We start from the raw sequence: 20,062 nt of genomic DNA on the forward strand, positions 1-20,062 counted from the left end.
CTGCTCCCGCGTGCGCTCCGCGACCTGGTCGGGGGCAGTCTGCCCCTCGGGGCGTGCCGGGCCGACCAATCCGTCGGTGTCCCCGTGTGCTGCTGCAGCCCCGGCCGACCGGTTGTCCAGTTCCTCCCCGCTCGATATCCCCTCAACTCCTTGTCGGAGGCGCTCACGCGTGCGGCTGACCTGCGGCGCGATGGGCTCTCGAAGCCCTCTTCCCTGTCGCCCCGGTGATCCTTCCCCGCAGGGGCCTGGCGGCCCGTCGGCAGCTCTGCCGCACCGGGCGGGATCACGAGGGCCCATCTGGGCGGGCCTCTATGGCGTCAGTTTGCCGGGGGTGCGGGGGAAGGGATGCGCGGCGACTGCTCCAGAGTCTTCTTCGTACCGTCTGCGGCGACGGCAACGATGACGTACCACTGGTTCGAGGAGGCAAGGTAGGGCCATCTGAGCGAACTCGCGTCGCCGGGGACCTTGATCCTGTTGAGGGAGTAGAACCGGTCTTTGGTGTCGGGTGTGGTTGCCGGGTACCAGAAGCCGTCGTGTATCTCGTAGTGATCCACGGCTCCGGGAGCGGCGGGGTTCCAACTGAGGTTGACGAGGTTGCCGTCGAGGAGGGCCCGGAAACCAGTGGCGGGGGCGGGCGCGGCCGGGACCGTGACGGATATGAGGTCGCTGGGCAGAGCGCGCATCGTGGCGTCGTGATACGGCTCCACGGCGAAGGTGTTCGTCGCTCCCGGCGTAACGGTGGCCGTGCAGCGGAAGCTGAGGCGCCCGGCTTCCTGCCGGTAGCTGAGGGAGAGGCAGTGTTCCGGACCGGCCGCTTCGCCGGACGACCCGGCGGTGCTCAGGGTGCGGTGCAGGCGGTACTCGGACCAGCGGATGGCGAAGGTGTCCAGTGGCTGGGTCCACTGCAGGAGTGCGGTGTCGCTGCCCTGGTAGGAGAGGGTGATGTCGTTGAGCCGGGGGTGCCAGGAGGCGTTCGGGTACACCTCGTCGACGGTGGAGGCGGGGGCCGCGTTACCTGCGGTGTCGTACGCCTCGACGCGGTAGGCGATGTTCGCGCCCAGTGCCGGCACGTAGTCGGTGTGGGTGGTGTCGGTGGTCCGTGCGACCTCGGTCCAGACCCTGGGGGTGCTGGAGTGCAGGATCAGGCGCAGCACGCGATACCGGGCGGCGTCCGGGACGGCTTTCCAGGTCAGGAGGTAGCTCTCGCGTGTCTGATCGGTCCCCATGGTGACGGTGGGGACGACGCGTGCCGGAGCGGTTTTGTCGGCGGTGACGACGGGGAGGTCGGCGGTGCCGGTGGACTCGTTGGCCGCCTTGTCATAGGCGCGGGCCTCGTAGTAGAAGACCTGGCCGGTGGCGTGCGGGGTGTCCACGTACGAAGTGGCCGTGGTCCGGGCGATCTCGGTGTAGGCGGCCGTGCCCTTGAGGCGGCGGTAGACGCGGTATCCGGCGAGGTCCATGTCCACGTTCGAGGACCAGCGAACGGTGGACTTGCCGGTGGTCGTGTCGTACGTCGCCGTGATATCGGCGGGGGTGCGGGGCTTGGTCTTGTCGACGGCCGCCGAGGTGCGGGGCGCGTACGCGAAGGAGACGTTGGCGGCGCCGGTCCAGTTCACGTAGTCGATGCGTAGCGTGTGCTTGCCGCTGGGGATCGTGACGTTGACGGTCTTCTTCTGGGTGGTGGAGACGTTCTTCCACAAGTTGATCTTGCGTACGCCGTCGAGGTATATGCGGACGCCGTCACGGGCGGCGGCGGTGAAGCTGAAGGGGCCGCCGTTGCCGAAGTCGCGCACCAGGCTGTAGCGAACACCGAAGTTGTTCGTCGGGATGCCGGAGGCCGGGGCCCCGACGCCCCAGTTCTGGTCCAGCACCTTGTCGCAGTCGGTCTTCTTCGGGGCACCGGAGAAGGTGGTGTTCGGATAGAAACTGCGGGTGAAGTGGTTGGTCTTGCACGGAGTGGCGGCCGACGCGGGCGAGGCGGCGAGGAAACCCCCCGCCGTGGCGAGGACGACGGCTGCGGACACCGGTCTCAGCCGGGTACTGGTCTTCAACTGGGGTGGCCCCTTCATGTGGCCCGCCGTGTACGCACGGCAATACGCGCGCAGAGAGGGCGGAATGGCGCGAAACGAGATGAAATGGAGTTGAGCAGAGGCGGACTGCTACACGCCTGGGGTTGGATCTTACTGTCTGCTTCCCCCTGCTGACGAGGCTTTAAGGACCCCGTCCGCGCCGAAGCGGTCGGTGAGCCTGCCGTACAGCGGCACCCGTGCCGCGGGCTCCAGCGGGCGCAACCCCTTCGAGCCCGCCGCCGGACGCTGCCACGGGGTGCTGGTCTCTTCGCTGTCCTCGCCACGCACGGACACGGAGAACGGGTGGGCGCCCCGCTCGTACGCACCGCCAGAGGCACGTCGTAGGCCATGACGGGAAACCGTTGTCGGCGAGCACCTGGCCCCCCATCGCCCAGTCGGTCTCGTTCCCCTAGGCCACCGCGAGGGCGTGGGGCCGCGGTGAGCCGGCTCCGGCAGGCCGGACCGGCCCCGGGCGGTTGTCCGGTGGAGCCGGTGGTGGACGGCGCCCTCTCGCACACAGCGGACGCGAGCCGTACCGGCCGCGTGAACTGCGCACGGTCTGGCACCGGTCGAGCGGGCAGATGCCGGAGAGCTTCGCCCTCGACCGATGGGGCGACTTTCCCGAGGACGAGCATTTCGAACTCGCCGACGAAATCAGCGACGCCTGGGCACACGTGGGCGGCTACCGCCCGCCCTGGGCCTTGCAGATCGGCGGCCACCCGGTCTCGCCCCAGAACGACCCCGTTCACTACGCCCGTGGCTCGGAGGAGACAGGCCCCTCCGAGCAAGGCGGTACGGCCCACGGAGAGCGCCCCGACGACTGGGCTCTTCTGGCCACCTGGAGGTGCGGCGATGACGTCACGGAACTGGACTCCGGCGTGGCCCACTGGGTGATCCGCCGCCGGGACGTGGCGGCCCGGCGTTTCGACCGGGTCCACCGCTACGTCGAAATGGCCTGACCGCGCGGGGCGGGAACGGCCCCTTCCCCCTGCGCTCACCGGCCGCCCCCCTTCACACGTTCATCCGGTCCGTGTCGTCACCCACCGCTCCTCCACGGCCGTGCGCAGCTCGGTGTCGATCGGTCCGCCCCGCAACGGTGCCGCCCCCCCCGCCCCGGCCCGCCCCGCCCGCGGAGCGGAAGAGGACGGTTGTACATCCGTGAGGTGCTGCCGCGCTCTGGTGAGCGTCGCTCGGTGTTCCCCGGGCAGCGGCCGCAGGGAGGCGGACCGGGCAGCGGTCGCCGGATCGCTCGGGCGCCGAGGCCGGGACCGTCAGGCCCGCCCGCCTCCCGTGGCCCGGCCGGCGGGCTCAGCGGAGCAGCAGCTCGCGGATCGCCTCCGTGATCTCGTCGGGCGCCTCCTCGGCCATGAAGTGCCCCGCGCCGGTCAGCCGGTGGTCCAGGTCCGGCGCCCACGCGTGCCAGAGCGCGGCGGCGTCGTAGCCCAGACGCGCGCCCCAGTCCTGCTGGACGACCGTCACGGGCATGGCCAACTGGGAGCCGGCGTCCTGGTCCGCCTGGTCGTGTGTGACATCGATGCCCGCCGAGGCACGGTAGTCCGCGACGATCGACGGCACGGCCGCGGCGCTCGCCCGCAGGTACGCGGCCCGGACCGGTTCCGGTATGGCGGCCGGGTTCCTGGCCCAGGCGTCGAGGAAGGAGCCGAAGAAGGCGTCGGCGCTGTTGCCGATCATCGTCTCCGGCAGTCCCGGCGGCTGCGCCATGAGGAACAGGTGGTAGCCGACCGCTGCCGGGACACCGTGCAGGACGTTCCACATGTCCAGGGTCGGCACGACGTCGAGTATGCCCAGGTGCGTGAGGGTCTCGGGGTGGTCCAGCCCCGCCCGGAAGGCGACCAGGGCGCCCCTGTCGTGGCCGACCAGCGCGAAGCGTTCATGGCCGAGCGCCGCCGCCAGGGCGACGGCATCGGCGGCCATGGTGCGCTTGGAGTACACGTCGGGGCCGGCGGCAGCCGGCTTTTCGCTGGCGCCGTAGCCGCGCAGGTCGGGACAGATCACCGTGTGCTCGCCGGCGAGCCGCTCGGCGACGTGCCGCCACATCAGGTGGGTCTGGGGGAAGCCGTGCAGCAGCACGACCGGGCTGCCGCTGCCGCCGACGGCGGCGGCCAGCTCCACTCCGTCGGCCCCGGGCAGACGGACGTGGTCGAAACCGGGGATGGTGAGAGTCATGAAGAGCCCTTTCCTGGGGTCGGTGGACCGGCGAAAGCCTTGGGTCCGGTGACTGACGGGTTCAGCGTGGGCGACGGCGATCAGCAGCCGATCAGTACGCGTCGGCGCGAGCGGCCCGCGGAACGGAAGATGGAGGGCATGCGAATCGACGTACTCGGGGCCGTGCGGGCCCTTCACGACGACGGCGCCCCCGTCGACCTGGGAGGACCCCGCCACCGCGAGGTGCTCGCCCGGCTTGTCGCCGCCGAGGGGCGGCTGGTCACCACCGACACCCTCGTGGACGACCTGTGGGCCGAGCCGCCGGTGCGCGCCGTGGGGGCGTTGCGTACGTTCGTCGCCGCCCTGCGCCGAGCCATCGAACCCGGCCGGCCGCCCCGCACCCCGCCGCGCCTCCTCGTCACCGAAGGACCCGGCTACGCGCTGCGCCTGCCGCGCGACACCGTGGACGTCCACCGCTTCGAGGACGCCCTGGCCCGTGCCCGGCGTACCCCTGATGCGCTGACCGACCTCGACGCCGCCCTCGCGGCCTGGCGCGGCCCCGCCTACGCCGACGTGACCGGCTCCGCGTGGGCCCAGCGCGAACGGACCCGGCTGGAGGAACTGAGGCTGGAGGCGGTGGAACTGCGGGCCCGCCTCCTCCTCGACTCCGGTTCCGGAGCCGAGCTGGTCGCCGAACTCGGCGCCCACGTCACCGAACACCCCTGGCGGGAGACGGGCTGGGGACTACTGGCCCGCGCACTGCACCGGGCGGGCCGTCAGACGGACGCACTGGCCACCCTGCGCCGCGCCCGCACGATGCTCGCGGACCAGCTCGGGCTCGACCCGGGCGCCGACCTCCGGCGCCTGGAGACGGACATTCTCCGCGGAGCCACCACGCTCCAGCCCCCACGTACCGTCTGGACCTCCGGCGCACGACTCGGCCCGCGCACCACCGTGGGACTGGCCCGCACCCTGGCCTTGGCGGGTGGTGACGCCCTCGTCCACTCGCGGCGCGACCGCCTCGCCGCCGTCCGGGCGGCGGAGCGCACCGGAGACATCGCCCTGACCGCCCGGGTCATCGGCGCCTACGACGTGCCCGCCCTCTGGAGCCGGGCCGACGACCCCGAGCAGTCCCGCGCCGTCGTCGCGGCGGCCGAGCGTACGCTCACCGCACTCGGCACGGACGGCCCCGCCGGAGCGCGTGCCCGACTGCTGGCCACCGTCGCGGTCGAGAGCCGCAGCGCCGATCTGTCCGCCACCGAACGGGGACGCGCCGAACGGGCGGCGCGCGAAGCCGAGGCGCTGGCCCGGGAGCTGGGCGATCCCGCCCTGCTGGCGTTCGCCCTCAACGGCGTCTTCCTCCAGTCCTTCGCCCGGCCCGGCCTCGCGGCGGAACGGGACGTGATCGGCTCCGAGATCCTGGACCTGGCCACTCGGCACGAACTGCCGGACTTCGTCGTGCTCGGCCGCCTCGTCCGCCTGCAATCCGCTTCCGCTCTCGGCGACCTCGACGCCGCGACCGCCCACGCCGAGGCCGCCGAGCAGCTCGCCGTCAGCACCGAGGCATCTCTCGTCCCCGTCCTCACCGGCTGGTTCCGGGCCCGGGCTTCGGCCGCCCGCAGTACCGAACCGGGCGGGCCGACCGCCGCCACGGCCGCGGCGCACTACCGCGCCGCCGAGAACGCCCTCGCGGAGGCAGGAGGCATGCCGGGGCTGCACCTGGGCCTGTTCGCCCTCGCCCTTCTGGGCCTCCGTCTCCTGCACGACCGTCCCCCGCCCACCGATCCCGCCCTCGACTGGGGCCCGTACCGCCCCTGGACGCGCCCCTTGGTGCTACTCGCCCGAAACCGGACCGAGGAGGCCCGCACCGCCCTGACCACGGCGCCCGTACCGCCCCTTGACCACATGCAGGAGGCGCTCTGGTGTCTGACCGCCCACGCCGCCGCCCGCCTCGGCGAGCGCCCGGTCGCCGCCCGCGCGGCAACGGCCCTGCACCCCGCCCGCACCGAACACGCGGGCGGGGCGAGCGGGATGCTGACGCTGGGGCCGGTGGCGCGGTACCTGGCGGAAGCGGAGGCGTGCGCCGGCAAGAGCTAGCTGACCGACATCGTCCGCGGCCCCCACCGGTCAGCCGCGTGAACAACCCTGCGGGTCGATACGACTAGCTGCTGCCGGAAAGGCTCGGCCGCAGCTCCCGGACGAGAGCGAACAACCGGTCCTCATTGCCCGTCAGCCCCGCGTTGCGCAGGGCATGGTCGGCCTCCCTCACCGGAGAGGTGAGGAGGGGCAGGTGGACCGGAGCGTCATCGGGGTCCGCGAGCGCTGCCCGGGTGGCCTCCAACAGGCGGACGTACGCTTGGGCCGCCGCGCGTTCGACCTGGTCCATCTCAGCATCTCCTCCTCAGAGCCGTCGGACCCTCAACCATCTCCCATGGGTCTGACAACGCGTCCTCACGCCCGGCCGCGCCCACCGGAGGGCTCTCCCGGTGGCTCCACCTCCAGGTAGCGCCGCCTGCGGGGGCCCCGGTACAGCAGCACCGTCCAGCCCAGCTCCCGCAAGGCCGCGGCACAGCCGGCCAGGGCCTCCTCCTCGTCGTGAACGGCGCCACTGCCCGGCGGTCCGGTCCACTCGACCCGTACCGCACCCGGCGTCTCCCCACGGCTCACCCGATAGCCGGCCGACACGCGCTGCCCCGAGGGGGCCACGGCCGAAGGCGCCGCTCCCGCGTGCTCCAAGGCCAACGCGACCGCCCTGACCGGACGGTTCCGTTCCCACGGGGCGGGCACGGCCAGAGGGTCGGCCTCCCCGGAGCCGGTGAGGCGACGGATCTGCAGCAGCCCCTCGAAAGCGGTCCGCACCGAAGCGGCCCGCGCCGCCGCGGACTCGACGGGGACGGGCGGCCCGTCGCCGGTCGCGGGCTCGAACCCGCTGTTCTCCTCGGTGCCCATGCGCCCCCCTCGTCATCCGTACGCGCCCAGTGTGCCCCCGGCCCCCCGGTAGACTTGCGCGGGCTCCACCCCGCCCCGTCCCACCTTTTCCGCAGCAGCGACGCGAGGATCCGCCACCCGTGCCCGACGACGTACCGAACCCTATGGCCGACACCGGACGGGAAGCCCTCCGCGGGGACTGCGCGAACTGCTTCGCTCTCTGCTGTGTGGCCCTCACGCTGACGGCCTCGTCGGACTTCGCCGTCGACAAGGCGGCCGGGCGCCCCTGCACCCATCTGCGGGACGACTTCCGTTGCGGCATCCACACACGGTTGCGCCCGAAGGGCTTCCCCGGCTGCACGGTGTACGACTGCTTCGGCGCCGGCCAGAAGGTCTCCCAGGAGACCTACGGGGGCCGCGACTGGCGATCGTCCCCCGACCTCGCCGCGCAGATGTTCCAGGTGTTCCCGGTCATGCGGCAGCTCCACGAACTGCTCTGGTACCTCACCGAAGCCCTCGCACGGCCCGAGGCGCGGCCTCTGCGCGCCGAACTCCGCCGGGCCCTGGAAGCGACCGAGCGGCACACCGCGCGACCCGCCGTCGACTTCGCCGGTTTGGACGTCGCCGGCCACCGGGACCAGGTCGCCGGGCTGCTCCAGCGCACCAGCGAACTCGTCCGGGCCGCCGCGCCGCGCTCCAAGAAGCGCCACCGCCCCGGCGCCGACCTCATCGGGGCCCGGTTGCGCGGGGCGGACCTGCGGGGAGCCGATCTCCGTGGTGCCTATCTGATCGCCGCCGATCTCACCGGCGCCGATCTCCGCCTGGCCGACCTCATCGGTGCGGACTTCCGCGACGCGGACCTCTCGGGCGCCGACCTGGCCGGAAGCCTCTTCCTCACCCAGACCCAGGTGAACGCCGCGAAGGGCGACGCGAAGACCGTGCTCCCTCCGTCCCTGAGCCGCCCTGCGCACTGGACCGCCCCCAGCGCGCCCGGCGGATCGTGACCGGGGCCGCGCCCCTTCGGCCCTGACCCGCCGGGGCGCCCCGACCGGGTCGCCCGCCCGTCAGTCCGCATCCGCCTCCAGCGCCGCCTTGAGCCGCCTCAGCGTCGTGCGGATGTTGCCGCCCTGGAACTGCGCGAAGGTCTTTCCGCCCGTCGCCACCCGGTCGAAGGCGGCGGCGAGGAAGTCCGGCCAGCGGCGGTCGTCGGTCCAGGTCTCGGTGACCCGCGTCGCGCCGCCCACCGCCTCGAAGCGGTACTCCCACGTGGCGATCGGCCCCGGGACCAGCGGGCGCCGCAGCCCTATCGCGTGCACCCGGAAGGCGAAGCGCTCGCCGGGATCGGCCGCCGTCACCGTGCAGCGCGTCGTCCAGCGCGCGGCGCCCCGCCTGTTCCGCCCCTCGAAGACCATGCCGACGTAGGCCTCGCGCCGATCGCCCCGTACGGTCGCGCCCCGGTTCTCCGGACTCCAGCGCCCCATCGCCGTGGGGTCGCTGAGCTGCTGGTAGACCCGCGCCGGGGCGGCGTCGATGAGGATGCTGTCGGCTACGGACAGGGTGCGGGGCATGGGGCGGCTCCTCTTCCACGGCCGTCGACGGACCACTTCCCGAGGCCGTACGGCCTGGGGGACGGCGACTCGGAGCCCACACCTTACTCGCGAGTAGGCCCGGCTGGCTCCGCCCCGTGAGCACGCTGCCGGCCAGCCCGTGGGCGGCCGGCGGACCGGCCGGGCGGACATCCCCGTCTCCCGCCCGACCGGAGCCCTCGCCCGGCCGCCCCCCTGTGTGCCGCCCGAGGTCAGGCGCGCCACTCCGCCGTGCGCTCCGGCGGCGCCTCGGCCAGCGCCTTCACGATGGCGTCGACGTCGCCCCGGTTGCCGTACACCGGCGTACCGGGCTGCTGGCGCCACGAATCGTCCAGGCCGCCGCTGTCGACGGTGTCGAAGCCCAGCTCGTCGATGAGGTCGCGCACGGTGCGCTTGGCCGCGGGGTCGTCACCGGCCACCGGGAGCGCCTGCCGGCCCGGAGTGCCCTGCGGGCGGCCCCGGTCCAGGATGTCCTGGGCGTACGTGCCGTTGAACGCCTTGATCACGGGGTGGCCGATCTGCCGCTCCGTCCACCGGCTCTCGGGCAGCCCGTCCTCGATCTCGGCGATGCGCCCGTCACGCTGCGGGTAGTAGTTGCCCGTGTCGATGACCGCGACGCCCTCCGCCGCGTCGTCGAGGAACCCCTCCGGCAGGTCCGGTACGGCCTTGAGCGGCACGGTGACCACCACCACCCGGGCGCCCTTCGCGGCGTCGGACGCGGCCACGGGCGTCGCCCCCGTCTCCTCGGCGAGGGCGGTGAGCGTGTGGGGGCCGCGGGAGTTGGCGACCGCGACCTCGTGCCCGAGCGCGGTCAGCCGCCGTGTCAGGTTGCCGCCGATGTTGCCCGCGCCGATGATGCCGATCTTCATGGGTCCGGCCTTTCGAAGCTCGTCGAATGGGGAATGAACCAGGGGAGATGCGGTTCTGCCCCTTCGCCAACTCCGCCGCATCCGGGGCTATTCCGTTCTCCATGAAGGAATACCCGAACGGCTCCGGGACGTTGACGTGCGTTTTCGGCCGCCGCGCCGACGGACGTACCGGGGAGGACGGCCCCGGTCGCTGTAGGCCGTTCGGGTGTCCTTGTCGGCCGCCTCCGCCGAACGGGGAAGGATGTCCCACCGCACCTGTCGTCGCGGGTCCATTCTGGTCGCCGAGTCCATACGGGCCGTCGATCGAAGGAGCGTCGTAGTGACGACGAGGGGCATCTCGCAATCGGTGGAGACCGATACCGCCGAAGAGGACGAACTGCCGGTACGGAGCGGGGAACCCGGCAACGTGATCGTCAAGTGGATGACCACGACGGACCACAAGACGATCGGCACGCTCTACCTCGTCACCTCCTTCGGGTTCTTCTGCGTGGGAGGGCTCCTGGCGTTGGCGATGCGCGCCGAACTGGCCCGGCCGGGAATCCAGCTGCTGTCCAACGAGCAGTTCAACCAGGCGTTCACGATGCACGGCACAGTCATGCTGCTGATGTTCGCGACGCCGCTGTTCGCCGGGTTCGCCAACTGGATCATGCCGCTGCAGATCGGCGCGCCCGACGTGGCGTTCCCGCGGCTGAACATGTTCGCGTACTGGCTGTACCTCTTCGGCTCGCTCATCGCGGTGGCCGGCTTTCTCACCCCGCAGGGTGCGGCCGACTTCGGCTGGTTCGCCTACGCGCCCCTCAACGACGCCGTCCGCACCCCGGGCGTCGGGGCCGACATGTGGATCATGGGTCTGGCCTTCTCCGGCTTCGGCACGATCCTCGGCTCGGTCAACTTCATCACCACGATCATCTGCATGCGCGCCCCCGGCATGACGATGTTCCGCATGCCGATCTTCACCTGGAACGTCCTGCTGACCGGTGTCCTGGTCCTGCTGGCCTTCCCGGTCCTCGCCGCGGCCCTGCTGGCGCTGGAGGCCGACCGCAAATTCGGCGCGCACATCTTCGACGCGGCCAACGGCGGCCCCCTGCTGTGGCAGCACCTCTTCTGGTTCTTCGGCCATCCCGAGGTCTACATCATCGCCCTGCCGTTCTTCGGTATCGTCACCGAGATCTTCCCGGTATTCAGCCGTAAACCGGTCTTCGGCTACATCGGCCTGGTCGCGGCCACCATCGCCATCGCCGGTCTCTCCGCGACGGTGTGGGCGCACCACATGTTCGTCACGGGCGGCGTGCTGTTGCCGTTCTTCTCGTTCATGACCTTCCTCATCGCGGTACCGACCGGTGTGAAGTTCTTCAACTGGATCGGCACGATGTGGAAAGGGTCGATCTCGCTGGAGACACCGATGCTGTGGGCCGTCGGATTCCTGGTCACCTTCCTGTTCGGCGGTCTGACCGGGATCATCCTCGCCTCACCGCCCTTGGACTTCCACGTCTCCGACTCGTACTTCGTCGTCGCCCACTTCCACTACGTCGTGTTCGGGACGGTGGTGTTCGCGATGTTCGCCGGCTTCCACTTCTGGTGGCCGAAGTTCACCGGGAAGATGCTGGACGAGCGGCTCGGGAAAATGACGTTCTGGACGCTGTTCGTGGGCTTCCACGGCACGTTCCTGGTGCAGCACTGGCTCGGCGCCGAGGGCATGCCGCGCCGTTACGCGGACTACCTCGACGCGGACGGCTTCACCGCGCTGAACACGACCTCGACGATCTCCTCGTTCCTGCTCGGCCTGTCGATGCTGCCGTTCTTCTACAACGTCTGGAAGACCGCCAAGTACGGCAAGAAGATCGAGGTCGACGACCCGTGGGGTTTCGGCCGCTCGCTGGAGTGGGCGACCTCCTGCCCGCCGCCGCGGCACAACTTCGTCACCCTGCCGCGGATCCGTTCCGAGTCCCCGGCGTTCGACCTGCACCACCCCACGGTCCGTGCCCTGGCCGACGCCACCAACCGTCCCGACAAGTCCGCGGTCGTCGCTCCGGGGGACCAGCACACGTGAGATCGGTCCCGTACGGAGGAGGCGACGGAGAGGAGGACGGGTGAAACCCGACAAGGAGAGCGCACGGGGCCTGGTCCAACTGGAGGGGTTCCTGCTGTGGAGCGCCGAGGTCGAGCAGGCCCGGCGCCAGGCACGCCGGCTCACCGAACAACTGCCCTGGCTGACCACCGCGCAGCGCGAAGACGTCGAACGGGTGTTCATCGTCGAACGCGTCACCGCTGCCCGGGAAACACTCTCCCGCATCCGTGACCGCGCGGACGAACTCCGCGAGGAGTACACCGGGCGTTACGCCCGGCTCCGGGCCCGCTGCGTCGCCGTCTCCGCCGGTGCGGTGGGCGCGGCGGCCTGCCTCGGCACGGCGCTGGCGCTGGTGCTGCGCTGACCCGGGGGCCGGCTTCCAGGGCTCGGACCGGCCTCGGGCGGGGCCCGGATCCGGAGGGGCGGAAGGGCTGGGCGGACTCCGGCGGGCCCGGCGCGGCCGATCAGCGGCCGGGCCGGGGAGCCCCGGTCCCGGGAAGCGGAGCCGGAGCGGTCAGCGCCGCACCAGGCGGAAGGGGCGCCCGGCGGGGTCGGCGTAGACGCGCCGGCCGGGGCTCTCCTCCCCGGCGTCGAGCGGGGAGGCCCCGGCCGCCAGGGCCTCGTCGTGCGCCCGTTCCTGATCGGTGACGCCGAAGTCCAGGTGGAACTGTGGTGGCGGATCACGGCCGGGTCAGGGCGGCGGCCGGTGGTCCGCCACCCGCGGGAACGCGAGGACGAGTCCGCCCGGCGTGTGCAGGGTGGACCAGTCCGCGTCGCACGCCCACCGCCGGTCGGCACGGCCGACCTCCCCGCCGAGCGACAAGGAGGAGAAGCAGGCCAGTTCCCTCGGATCGCGACAGTCCAGGACCGCGCACTCCAGTTCAGCGGTCATGACCGCACCGTAGGCGCGGACCCGGACTTCGGCGGCCTGGAGGGCGGCGTGGGGCTGATCGAGGGCCTCGGGTACGCCTCGCGCCGGGCAGGGGCACCGAACGCGGCCCGGATCCGCGTCACGGCCGGACCCGCCCCGCCGCCCACGGCTCCTGCTGCCCCAGGAGATCAAAACGCCGACGAGCGCCCCCCCAGCCCCCTGCAGAGAGCTGCTTGTCGCTTCGCCCGCGCGTCAGGGGCACAGGGCCGGCTCAGCGTGCGCCGAACACCTGGGTCCACACGGGGCCGCCCCCGGAGTCCTGTCTCCCCACGCCGATCTCCTTGAACGAGCAGTTCAGGATGTTGGCCCGGTGCCCCGGGCTGTCCATCCACGCCCGCATCACATCGGCCGGGGTGCGCTGGCCCTTGGCGATGTTCTCGCCGTAGGTGGACCACCGGTAACCGGCGGCCGCGATCCGGTCGCCCGGCTCCCTGCCGTCCTGCGAGGTGTGCGAGAAGTAGTCCTGGGCCGCCATGTCGGCGGAGTGCCGCTCTGCTGCGGTGTTGAGCAGACCGTTGACGGAGACCGGACCGCAGCCCTCCTCGGCGCGCTCCGCGTTGACCAGCTCGGCGACCTGCTCGGCCGTACCGGCCGGGGCGGGCGGTGCAGGCCGGGGCGCGGGCGGCTTCGGGGCAGGGGCGGCGGACCGGGGGGCGGGCGGTGGCGGAGTGCTCTTGCTCGGCTTCGCCCCGGGCGTATGTGAAGGGCTCGGCGACGCCGACGCGCTGGGCGACGCCGACGCCGACGCCGACGCCGACACGGAGGCCGAGGGGGACGGGCCCGCCGGAGGGGAGGCGAAGGCCGTCGCCTCGGAAGGGGGAGCCGGCGCGTCCGCCGTGACGGTCGTCGCGTCCCGCTCGTCACCGTCGGTGTAGAGGTGCACCGCCGCGCCGCCCGTGCCCAGCGCCGCGACCGCCACCACAGCGGCCACGGCCGAGTTGCGGCGGCGTCGCCGCGCCTGCACCCGTCTGCGCCCGGCCCGTCCCGTTCCTGCCCCGGAACCGTCCGCGCCCGGCGCGGGCGCCCGGAGGTGCGCCGCGGTGGCCAGCAGTTCGGGAGCGGCCCCCGCCCCGGCCGCGGCGGCCACCGGGACCAGCGCGAGCCCCACGAGCAGCCCCTCGGCGGGCACCAGCCCCGAGCGGAGTCCCGAGCACACCGTGCACTCGCCTGCGTGGCGGGCCAGCCGTTTGCGCCACAGGGCGGAGGGGCGCCCGTCCCAGCCGGCGGCGATGTCGTCCAGCAGCACACAGGAGGGTTCGGCGGTCAGCGCGCTCACCACGACCCGAGCCGCCTCCAACTGCGCCTTCATGCGCTGAACCCGTACGGCGGTGTGCTGGGGGGTGAGGTCGAGCGCGGCGGCGACCTCGGCCCGGGACAGATGCCCGGCGGTCTCCAGCCACCACAGGGACAACAGGGCGCGGTCGTCCTCGTCCAGCCACCGCGTCGCCTCCGCCACCTGCCTCCGCTGGCCGGTCAGGCCGAGCTCCAGGATCGTCGCCTCGACGAAGTCCGCCCGGGGGTCGGGCAGGTCGTACGCGGCGTCCAGCCGGTCCGCGGCTATCGTCCCCGACTGCTTCTCGCGCCAGTGCGTACGTATCTCGTTCATGGCTATCGCCACCAGCCAGGAACGGAAACTCTCCGGGGCGCGCAGGCCGGGCAGGCCCCGCAGCATGCGCACCACCGTCTCCTGCACCACGTCGTCCACGTCCGCGTGTCCGTCCAGCGCGCGTCCGACGACGTTGTAGAGCAGCGGCAGGTACGCCGAGACGAGCTGGTCCTTGGCCCGCTGGTCGCCGCTTCGTGCCGCCGCGATCAAGACCGTCGGGTGATCCTTGCCCATGCTGTGCTCACTCTTCCGGGGTCCGGTGCTGTCACTTCCCACACGTGGGAGACGGCGGCCGAGCGGGACGATAACAAGAATCCCGCCGGCAACCCCGGAAATCTTTCCTCCTTTCCCCGGGGCCCCCGGCCCCGGCCTCTCCACCGCAGGCCCTCGCGAAGGGGCTCCGCGACACCGGGTGGGGGCGCTCCCGCGCACGGGTCCGGGCCACGGCCCGCCCCCACCGTGGCCCGGACCCGTGCGCGGGACGGGCGGTTCAGCCGCGCGGCGGCCCGTCCTGGTCGCGCTCCGTTCCGAACTGCTGCTTGAGCTTCTCCTGCGCGGTGTCGACGTGCTTCCGGTGCTTGCCCTGCGTACGGTCGTCGACCATGTCGCCGGCCTTGTCGATCCCCTTGCCGGCCTGGTCCTCGTGGCCCTTGAGCATCTTCTTGATTTTGTCCAGTGCGGACATGCGTCCTCCTCGTCGATGCTGCTCCCCCCACCATCAAGGGTCACCGCCCAGGACGCCGCCCGCATCCGCGCCGGGCTTCGGCGGGCCGACCGGACAGGAGGCCAGGTGTGAACCCGCGCCGACTGGGCACATACCGGATTACCAGGAGGAGGTGGTGGCATTGGGCCGCATCCGAGTCGTCGTCCGTCGTCCCCCGCCCCCCTCGGGGCCGCCGCCGCTCGACCTGCGCACTCCCTCCGGCCGCCCCCTTCCGTACTGACCGCCGACGCCACCGGCCCCTGCGGGATCCGGTGGCGTCCGTGCGTGTCATCGCCGTTCCGGGCGGGCGCCGCCGTCCGGCGGACCGTGGCGGCGCTGCCGGTCCTTGTGCCGCGCCGAGGCCGGCCCCGACAGCGGTGCGAGCTGCTCCACCAGGGCCTCCAGCTCCTCGACGGCGTACTCCGTCTCGCGGCGCATGTTCTTGTGCTCCGCCACGATGGCGCCGAGCAGCAGCGCGGTGAGGGCGACGCACCCGTTGAGCAGCGAGAGATTGACCATGATCTCCATCAGGCTGTGTCCCGCGAACGGCCCCAGGGCGTCCGTCCCGGCGACGGTGGCCAGCACCGAGACGACCAGGGCGCACGGAGCGCTGCCGGGCAGCTGGAAGCGCAGAGCCGCCCAGATGATCACCGGGAACACCAGGTAGATCATCGACAGCGTGCTGCGTGTGGCGATCAACGACGTCACGACCATGACGGCTGCGAGGACCGACGCCTCCAGCCACCGTTCACTCGGACGCGGCCACCGGACCCTTCGCAGGACCAGCAGCGCGGGGGCGACCACCAGGACCCCCATCGCGTCCCCCGCCCACCAGGACGACCAGACCAGCCAGAACCGGCCCGGCGGCACCTTTCCGTCGAACAGCAGCGTGAGGCTTCCGATGGTGGAGCTGAGCAGCATCCCCGCGAACGCGCCGAGGAACACCAGGCAGACCCCGTCCCGCAGCCGGGCCAGCTCGATACGGAAGCCCACTTTCCGCAGCAGTGCGTACGAGGCCAGCGGGGCGACCGTGTTGCCGAACACGATGGCCGGACGGCTGAGGGTGAACGCGTCGCCGATCCCGGAGACGGTGAGGAAGGCGCCCAGCGCGATGCCGGGCCAGACCCGGACACCCAGGCACAGCAGTGCCGCCAGGGCGATCCCGGTGGGGGGCCACAGCGGCGTGACCACCGCCCCGTCCAGGACGACCTGGCGCATCAACCCGACCCGCCCGGCCAGGAAATAGACGCCGGCCACCCCCAGGACCTGCGCCACGTACACGGCCCGACGTCTGGTATCCCTGCTGAGGATCACTCACTCATCAGACACCGGCCGCGGCGGGAGTCGGCCGGTGACACGCGCGGTACGGCCCCGTCGTCACCGGGGGCCGCCGCGGGCGGCCCCGTGCCGCAGCACCAGTACGGCGGCGTCGTCCTCGTGACCCGTCTCCTCCGCCGCGCCCAGCACCAGCTCGGCCAGCTGGGCCGCGTCGGCCCCGACGTGTGCGGCGACCAGGCGCCGTACCCGTTCGAGGCCGTCCTCGATCAGCAGCGAGGGGCCCTCGACCACCCCGTCGGTGAGCAGCACGATCGCCCCGTCGGAGTCGAGGGTGCGCCGGGTGACGGGATAGCTCTCGCCGGGGTCGATGCCCAGCGGCAGACCGCCGGGGTCCTCGGTGACGCCGGACCTGCCCTCCGCGGTGGCCCACACGCACGCCACATGGCCGGCCCGCGCGCTGTGCAGCTCCCGGGTCACCGGGTCGAGCCGCAGGAAGGTGCAGGTCGCGAAGAGTCCCGAGTCCACGGACAGCAGCAGGTCGTTCGTCCGGCCCAGGATCTCGCCGGGGTCGGACGCGGTGCCCGCGATGGCCCGCATCGCGATGCGCACCTGCCCCATGAAGGCCGCCGCCTCGACGTCGTGCCCCTGCACGTCGCCGACGGCGAAGCCGAGGGCCCCGTCCGCGAGGGGGAAGCCGTCGTACCAGTCGCCGCCGATGTCCAGGCCGTGGCGGGCGGGGACGTAGCCCGCCGCCGACCGGAGACCGGGGAGGGCGGGCAGCACCGCCGGGAGCATGTCGCGCTGGAGCGCTTGGGCCAGCTCCACCCTGGCCTGGTGGAACTCCACTTCGCGCCGGGCCCGGGCGGTGAGGTCCTGCAAGGTGTTGAGCAGATCTTCGGAACTGGCCGAGCGGGGGGTCCGACGCCGGTTCATGTGCCGCTCCGCAGTGCGTTATGTCCCTGAATCATATAGTTGGCACCCTCGACCGGCGACCGTGACGACGGTGGGAACGCCCCGTCGGCCGAACGCGGCGCCCGACCGTTCAGGACGGCCGGGCGCGGTACAGATCGCGGAGCAGGGCGATCTCCGCACCGTGGTGCAACACCTCCTGGTTGACCCACCAGACGACCTCGACGAACGGGTCCTCGGCGTCGCTGCCGTTCGGATACGTGCTGTACCCGACGGTGTCCAGAGCGCTTTCGTCAACGGTCAGGAGAGCTTCGCGCCAGGCGGCGGAAGCGGACTCGAAGGCGGCCACCGCGCCGGCGGCGTCCCCCGGCGTACGGTAGCCGTCACGCGTCAGCGACCTGCTGCCCCGAGTGTGATCGGCCCGGAGGGTGAGCATCTCGCAGAGGTGGCTCAGCCGCCACGCGAGCGTGGTGAACGGCGGCGGGAACGGATGCGGCGAACCCGCCGAGTCCCGCCCCCACTCGCCGGCCCCCGCCAGCACGGTCGCCCGCGCCCCGGGGCCGTCGCCGCGCCGGCGGACGGACCAGCAGTCGGGCACGGGTTCCCAGAGGTACTCCTCGTCGCCGAGCGGGGTGACACCGATGTCGACGCCGTTGCCGCTGTCCATGACAGGTCCGGCAAGGCGGGCGAGGAGCCGTTCGCAGGCGAAGTCGTACTGCTCCAGCAGGGGGATCAGGCGCGGAGGAGAGGTCATCGGGGGAGCGTGCCACAGACCGCGGGCGGACGCGCCCCCTCCGGGGGGCGGCCACCGGCCGGATGGACCCCCGTACCGAGCCGTTGTCAGTGGCCGGTGGGATGCTGCCCGCATGGACGAGCTGATGAGGCAGCGGCGGGTGTACGGCACCGACCACGACGATCCCCGCCCCGGTCCGAGACCGGGACACGACTACCGCGAACTGGTCGGCGGCCCGCTCGACGGGCTGCTGCTCGACGTCACGGGGTGGGACGACGCCGATCTGCGCGACGGCGTCGGGCTGGTCACCGAGATCGGCGCCTACGGCCCCGGCGGACGCGCCGAGTACGGGCCCCGGTCGCCGGGCAGCCATCAGTGGGACTGGCGCGGAGACGTGCGCTGACGCGGGCCGGTCCGGACCGGCCCGGGAGCCGGGGGAGCGACTGCGGGTGGGAGCCGGCCGTCCGATAGGTTGACCGGTCATGTGGGCTTTGAGCGCGGTCGGGCACCGTCGGCTGGGTGCGGCAGGATCGCTGGCGGTCGTCGGCGGCGGCTGGTTCGCCGGGAAGCTGCCGGTGCACGACCCCTGGGGTCTGTGGGTCGACCATGGATCCGCCGTGAAGGCGGCCGGTGCGGCCCTCGCCTACGTCGGGCTGACGGTGCTCGTCGTGGCCTGGTGGCAGTACGGCAAGAGCGCCTCCACCACCCGGGACACCCTGGTCACCCTCGCCTGGTGGACCGCCCCGTTCCTTCTCGCGCCCCCGCTCTACAGCGCCGACGTGTACAGCTACATCGCCCAGGGCTCGATGGTCGTCGAAGGGCACGATGTGTACACGGTGGGCCCCTCCGCCCTGGACCCGGGGGGGATCGGCGGGGACGCCGCCGCGAGCGTCGGCAACCACTGGCGCGACACCCCGGCCCCCTACGGCCCGCTCTTCCTGCTGCTGTCCGCCGCCGTCGCCCGGACGACCGGCGGCACGATCGTCCCCGCCGTCCTCGCCCTGCGGCTCGTCGCCCTCCTCTCCCTCGCCCTGATCGTCTGGTCCCTGCGCCGCCTGGCACGCGAGCACGGCCGCAGCGAGAGCAGGGCCCTGTGGCTCGGCGCGCTCAACCCGCTGCTGCTGATGCACGTGGTCGGCGGCGTCCACAACGACGGGTTGATGATCGGCCTGATGCTCGCCGGTTTCGTGCTCGCCCTGCGCGGCAGGTGGATCACCGGCAGCGCCCTGGTCGGCCTCGCCGTGATGGTGAAGTCGCCCGCGGCCGTGTCGCTCCTGTTCATCGGAGTCCTCGTGCACGCCGCCGCGACCGGTCCCCGGTGGCGCCGCTGGGCCAAGGGGCTCCTCGGGCCCGGCCTGGTCGCCTGCGCCGTCGCCGGAGGGGCGACGCTGATCAGCGGCACCGGGTTCGGCTGGCTCCACACCCAGGGAGTCGCCGCCAACATCCACACCGCCCTCTCCGTCACCAGCGACCTCGGCCTCGGACTCGGTGAGCTGGCCCATCTGCTCCTGGACGTCGACGCGGACCCGGTCAAGTCCGTCGTCCAGACGCTGGGGCTGGCGGTCGCGATCGGCCTGATCCTCGTGCTGGCCCGGCGCGCGATGCGGGGCGGCATCACGGCGGCCCACGCCCTGGGCCTCTCGCTGTTGCTCCTGGTCGCCCTGTCGCCCATGGTCCAGCCCTGGTACCTGCTGTGGGGGATGGCCGTGGTCGCCGCGACCGAGCAGTACGGCCGCCTCTCCGCCGTCCTGACCGTCCTCTCGGCGGCCCTGGTCTACGAGACCCACCCCATGGGGGCGACCCCGCCCTACGGGTTCGTCCTCGCCGGCCTCACCGTTCTCCTCGGCACCCTCGCGATCCGGAGGACACCCGTCGCGCCGCCCGGCGTCCTCCTGCCCGGCCGGCGCGGCCCCGCGAACCCCCCGGCCGACGAGGACGGTCCCGCCGCTTCCGCCGAGCCGGCCCCGACCGCGCGGAACACCGCGTAGGCAATTCCCTCGACGCCCGCGAAGACCGTCGGTTAGGCTGGCTCCGTCCTGTTGTCTCCGATAGAGGTGGACGTTGCGCATCTGAGGTCCGCGATCATCGCGCGGTACGGCCCTGGCCCGTACACGGTCACGACGTTGTCGGCATGCCCGCCGTCCGTGACTTCCGCGTGGATGCGACCTCGGTGCTGAGCCGTCCCTCCTCCGCAGGACTGTTCTCCCCACCGCCTC

General features: G+C 72.5%; 18 protein-coding genes and 1 pseudogene. 7 read left to right on the forward strand and 12 right to left on the reverse strand.

The features are described 5' to 3' along the window. Window positions 1-317 precede the first annotated feature (317 nt). On the reverse strand, window positions 318-2,051 hold the full coding sequence (locus ACH4K1_RS19125) for a fibronectin type III domain-containing protein (RefSeq protein WP_398090463.1): 1,734 nt from the start codon (window positions 2,049-2,051) through the stop codon (window positions 318-320). Between the two features lie 599 nt (window positions 2,052-2,650). Here ACH4K1_RS19125 and ACH4K1_RS19130 point away from each other — a divergent pair. Continuing rightward, window positions 2,651-3,028 carry a DUF1963 domain-containing protein gene (locus ACH4K1_RS19130; protein WP_398090464.1) on the forward strand — a complete coding sequence of 126 codons (378 nt, stop codon included), beginning with the start codon at window positions 2,651-2,653 and terminating at the stop codon, window positions 3,026-3,028. A 349-nt stretch (window positions 3,029-3,377) separates the two neighbouring features. Here the strand turns inward: ACH4K1_RS19130 and ACH4K1_RS19135 are convergent, their stop codons facing one another. Beyond that, window positions 3,378-4,256 (reverse strand): alpha/beta fold hydrolase, encoded by an 879-nt coding sequence (locus ACH4K1_RS19135; RefSeq protein WP_398090465.1) that lies wholly within the window; start codon window positions 4,254-4,256, stop codon window positions 3,378-3,380. 138 nt (window positions 4,257-4,394) lie between these two features. Between ACH4K1_RS19135 and ACH4K1_RS19140 the strand changes: the two genes are divergently transcribed. Further along, a complete protein-coding gene (locus ACH4K1_RS19140) occupies window positions 4,395-6,332 on the forward strand; it encodes a BTAD domain-containing putative transcriptional regulator (protein ID WP_398090466.1) in 1,938 nt (645 codons plus the stop codon). A 64-nt stretch (window positions 6,333-6,396) separates the two neighbouring features. On the opposite strand, the gene ACH4K1_RS19145 is transcribed toward ACH4K1_RS19140, so the two are convergent. Further along, window positions 6,397-6,621: a hypothetical protein gene (locus ACH4K1_RS19145; protein WP_398090467.1), complete on the reverse strand. Its 225-nt coding sequence runs from the start codon at window positions 6,619-6,621 to the stop codon at window positions 6,397-6,399. Between the two features lie 65 nt (window positions 6,622-6,686). Then, window positions 6,687-7,184 (reverse strand): hypothetical protein, encoded by a 498-nt coding sequence (locus tag ACH4K1_RS19150; protein WP_398090468.1) that lies wholly within the window; start codon window positions 7,182-7,184, stop codon window positions 6,687-6,689. Between the two features lie 143 nt (window positions 7,185-7,327). On the opposite strand from ACH4K1_RS19150, the gene ACH4K1_RS19155 reads away from it, so the two are divergent. Then, complete coding sequence (locus ACH4K1_RS19155; protein ID WP_398090503.1) at window positions 7,328-8,167, forward strand: pentapeptide repeat-containing protein; 840 nt, start codon at window positions 7,328-7,330, stop codon at window positions 8,165-8,167. 60 nt (window positions 8,168-8,227) lie between these two features. Here the strand turns inward: ACH4K1_RS19155 and ACH4K1_RS19160 are convergent, their stop codons facing one another. Beyond that, complete coding sequence (locus ACH4K1_RS19160) at window positions 8,228-8,731, reverse strand: SRPBCC family protein (protein ID WP_398090469.1); 504 nt, start codon at window positions 8,729-8,731, stop codon at window positions 8,228-8,230. 230 nt (window positions 8,732-8,961) lie between these two features. Then, a complete protein-coding gene (locus ACH4K1_RS19165; protein ID WP_398090470.1) occupies window positions 8,962-9,618 on the reverse strand; it encodes an NADPH-dependent F420 reductase in 657 nt (218 codons plus the stop codon). A gap of 319 nt (window positions 9,619-9,937) precedes the next feature. Here ACH4K1_RS19165 and ctaD point away from each other — a divergent pair, with 319 nt between their 5' ends. Together ctaD and ACH4K1_RS19175 are read left to right on the forward strand one after the other, a co-directional pair. Next, a complete protein-coding gene (gene ctaD / locus ACH4K1_RS19170) occupies window positions 9,938-11,668 on the forward strand; it encodes a cytochrome c oxidase subunit I (protein ID WP_398090471.1) in 1,731 nt (576 codons plus the stop codon). A 40-nt stretch (window positions 11,669-11,708) separates the two neighbouring features. Continuing rightward, window positions 11,709-12,050, forward strand: coding sequence for a hypothetical protein (locus ACH4K1_RS19175; protein ID WP_398090472.1), 342 nt, complete (start codon window positions 11,709-11,711; stop codon window positions 12,048-12,050). A 150-nt stretch (window positions 12,051-12,200) separates the two neighbouring features. Here the strand turns inward: ACH4K1_RS19175 and ACH4K1_RS19180 are convergent. From ACH4K1_RS19180 to ACH4K1_RS19205, 6 genes and pseudogenes are all read right to left on the reverse strand, one after another. Beyond that, a pseudogene (locus ACH4K1_RS19180) lies at window positions 12,201-12,578 on the reverse strand (VOC family protein). Window positions 12,579-12,828: 250 nt separating this feature from the next. Next, the gene (locus tag ACH4K1_RS19185) at window positions 12,829-14,457 is read right to left on the reverse strand and encodes a sigma-70 family RNA polymerase sigma factor (protein WP_398090473.1); all 1,629 of its coding nucleotides are present in this window, start codon (window positions 14,455-14,457) and stop codon (window positions 12,829-12,831) included. A 256-nt stretch (window positions 14,458-14,713) separates the two neighbouring features. Continuing rightward, window positions 14,714-14,908 carry an antitoxin gene (locus ACH4K1_RS19190; RefSeq protein WP_398090474.1) on the reverse strand — a complete coding sequence of 65 codons (195 nt, stop codon included), beginning with the start codon at window positions 14,906-14,908 and terminating at the stop codon, window positions 14,714-14,716. A 306-nt stretch (window positions 14,909-15,214) separates the two neighbouring features. Then, window positions 15,215-16,240 carry an MASE1 domain-containing protein gene (locus ACH4K1_RS19195; protein ID WP_398090475.1) on the reverse strand — a complete coding sequence of 342 codons (1,026 nt, stop codon included), beginning with the start codon at window positions 16,238-16,240 and terminating at the stop codon, window positions 15,215-15,217. Window positions 16,241-16,303: 63 nt separating this feature from the next. Beyond that, window positions 16,304-17,137, reverse strand: coding sequence for a PP2C family protein-serine/threonine phosphatase (locus ACH4K1_RS19200; RefSeq protein WP_398090476.1), 834 nt, complete (start codon window positions 17,135-17,137; stop codon window positions 16,304-16,306). A gap of 109 nt (window positions 17,138-17,246) precedes the next feature. Then, window positions 17,247-17,867, reverse strand: coding sequence for a DinB family protein (locus ACH4K1_RS19205; RefSeq protein WP_398090477.1), 621 nt, complete (start codon window positions 17,865-17,867; stop codon window positions 17,247-17,249). Between the two features lie 112 nt (window positions 17,868-17,979). On the opposite strand from ACH4K1_RS19205, the gene ACH4K1_RS19210 reads away from it, so the two are divergent. Together ACH4K1_RS19210 and mptB are read left to right on the forward strand one after the other, a co-directional pair. After that, a complete protein-coding gene (locus ACH4K1_RS19210) occupies window positions 17,980-18,249 on the forward strand; it encodes a hypothetical protein (protein ID WP_228994843.1) in 270 nt (89 codons plus the stop codon). 79 nt (window positions 18,250-18,328) lie between these two features. Continuing rightward, window positions 18,329-19,834 carry a polyprenol phosphomannose-dependent alpha 1,6 mannosyltransferase MptB gene (gene mptB, locus ACH4K1_RS19215; RefSeq protein WP_398090478.1) on the forward strand — a complete coding sequence of 502 codons (1,506 nt, stop codon included), beginning with the start codon at window positions 18,329-18,331 and terminating at the stop codon, window positions 19,832-19,834. Window positions 19,835-20,062: the final 228 nt, after the last annotated feature.

It is taken from the genome of Streptomyces sp. NPDC017448 (assembly GCF_044330565.1).
GTDB lineage: Bacteria > Actinomycetota > Actinomycetes > Streptomycetales > Streptomycetaceae > Streptomyces.

Excerpts from the sequence above, each read along its gene's own strand:
- ACH4K1_RS19130 (WP_398090464.1), top strand. The coding sequence starts at position 2,651 with ATGCCGGAGAGCTTCGCCCTCGACCGATGGGGCGACTTTCCCGAGGAC.
- ACH4K1_RS19135 (WP_398090465.1), bottom strand. The coding sequence starts at position 4,256 with ATGACTCTCACCATCCCCGGTTTCGACCACGTCCGTCTGCCCGGGGCC.
- ACH4K1_RS19140 (WP_398090466.1), top strand. The coding sequence starts at position 4,395 with ATGCGAATCGACGTACTCGGGGCCGTGCGGGCCCTTCACGACGACGGC.
- ACH4K1_RS19145 (WP_398090467.1), bottom strand. The coding sequence starts at position 6,621 with ATGGACCAGGTCGAACGCGCGGCGGCCCAAGCGTACGTCCGCCTGTTG.
- ACH4K1_RS19150 (WP_398090468.1), bottom strand. The coding sequence starts at position 7,184 with ATGGGCACCGAGGAGAACAGCGGGTTCGAGCCCGCGACCGGCGACGGG.
- ACH4K1_RS19155 (WP_398090503.1), top strand. The coding sequence starts at position 7,328 with ATGGCCGACACCGGACGGGAAGCCCTCCGCGGGGACTGCGCGAACTGC.
- ACH4K1_RS19160 (WP_398090469.1), bottom strand. The coding sequence starts at position 8,731 with ATGCCCCGCACCCTGTCCGTAGCCGACAGCATCCTCATCGACGCCGCC.
- ACH4K1_RS19165 (WP_398090470.1), bottom strand. The coding sequence starts at position 9,618 with ATGAAGATCGGCATCATCGGCGCGGGCAACATCGGCGGCAACCTGACA.
- ACH4K1_RS19185 (WP_398090473.1), bottom strand. The coding sequence starts at position 14,457 with ATGGGCAAGGATCACCCGACGGTCTTGATCGCGGCGGCACGAAGCGGC.
- ACH4K1_RS19190 (WP_398090474.1), bottom strand. The coding sequence starts at position 14,908 with ATGTCCGCACTGGACAAAATCAAGAAGATGCTCAAGGGCCACGAGGAC.
- ACH4K1_RS19200 (WP_398090476.1), bottom strand. The coding sequence starts at position 17,137 with ATGAACCGGCGTCGGACCCCCCGCTCGGCCAGTTCCGAAGATCTGCTC.
- ACH4K1_RS19205 (WP_398090477.1), bottom strand. The coding sequence starts at position 17,867 with ATGACCTCTCCTCCGCGCCTGATCCCCCTGCTGGAGCAGTACGACTTC.
- ACH4K1_RS19210 (WP_228994843.1), top strand. The coding sequence starts at position 17,980 with ATGGACGAGCTGATGAGGCAGCGGCGGGTGTACGGCACCGACCACGAC.
- mptB (WP_398090478.1), top strand. The coding sequence starts at position 18,329 with ATGTGGGCTTTGAGCGCGGTCGGGCACCGTCGGCTGGGTGCGGCAGGA.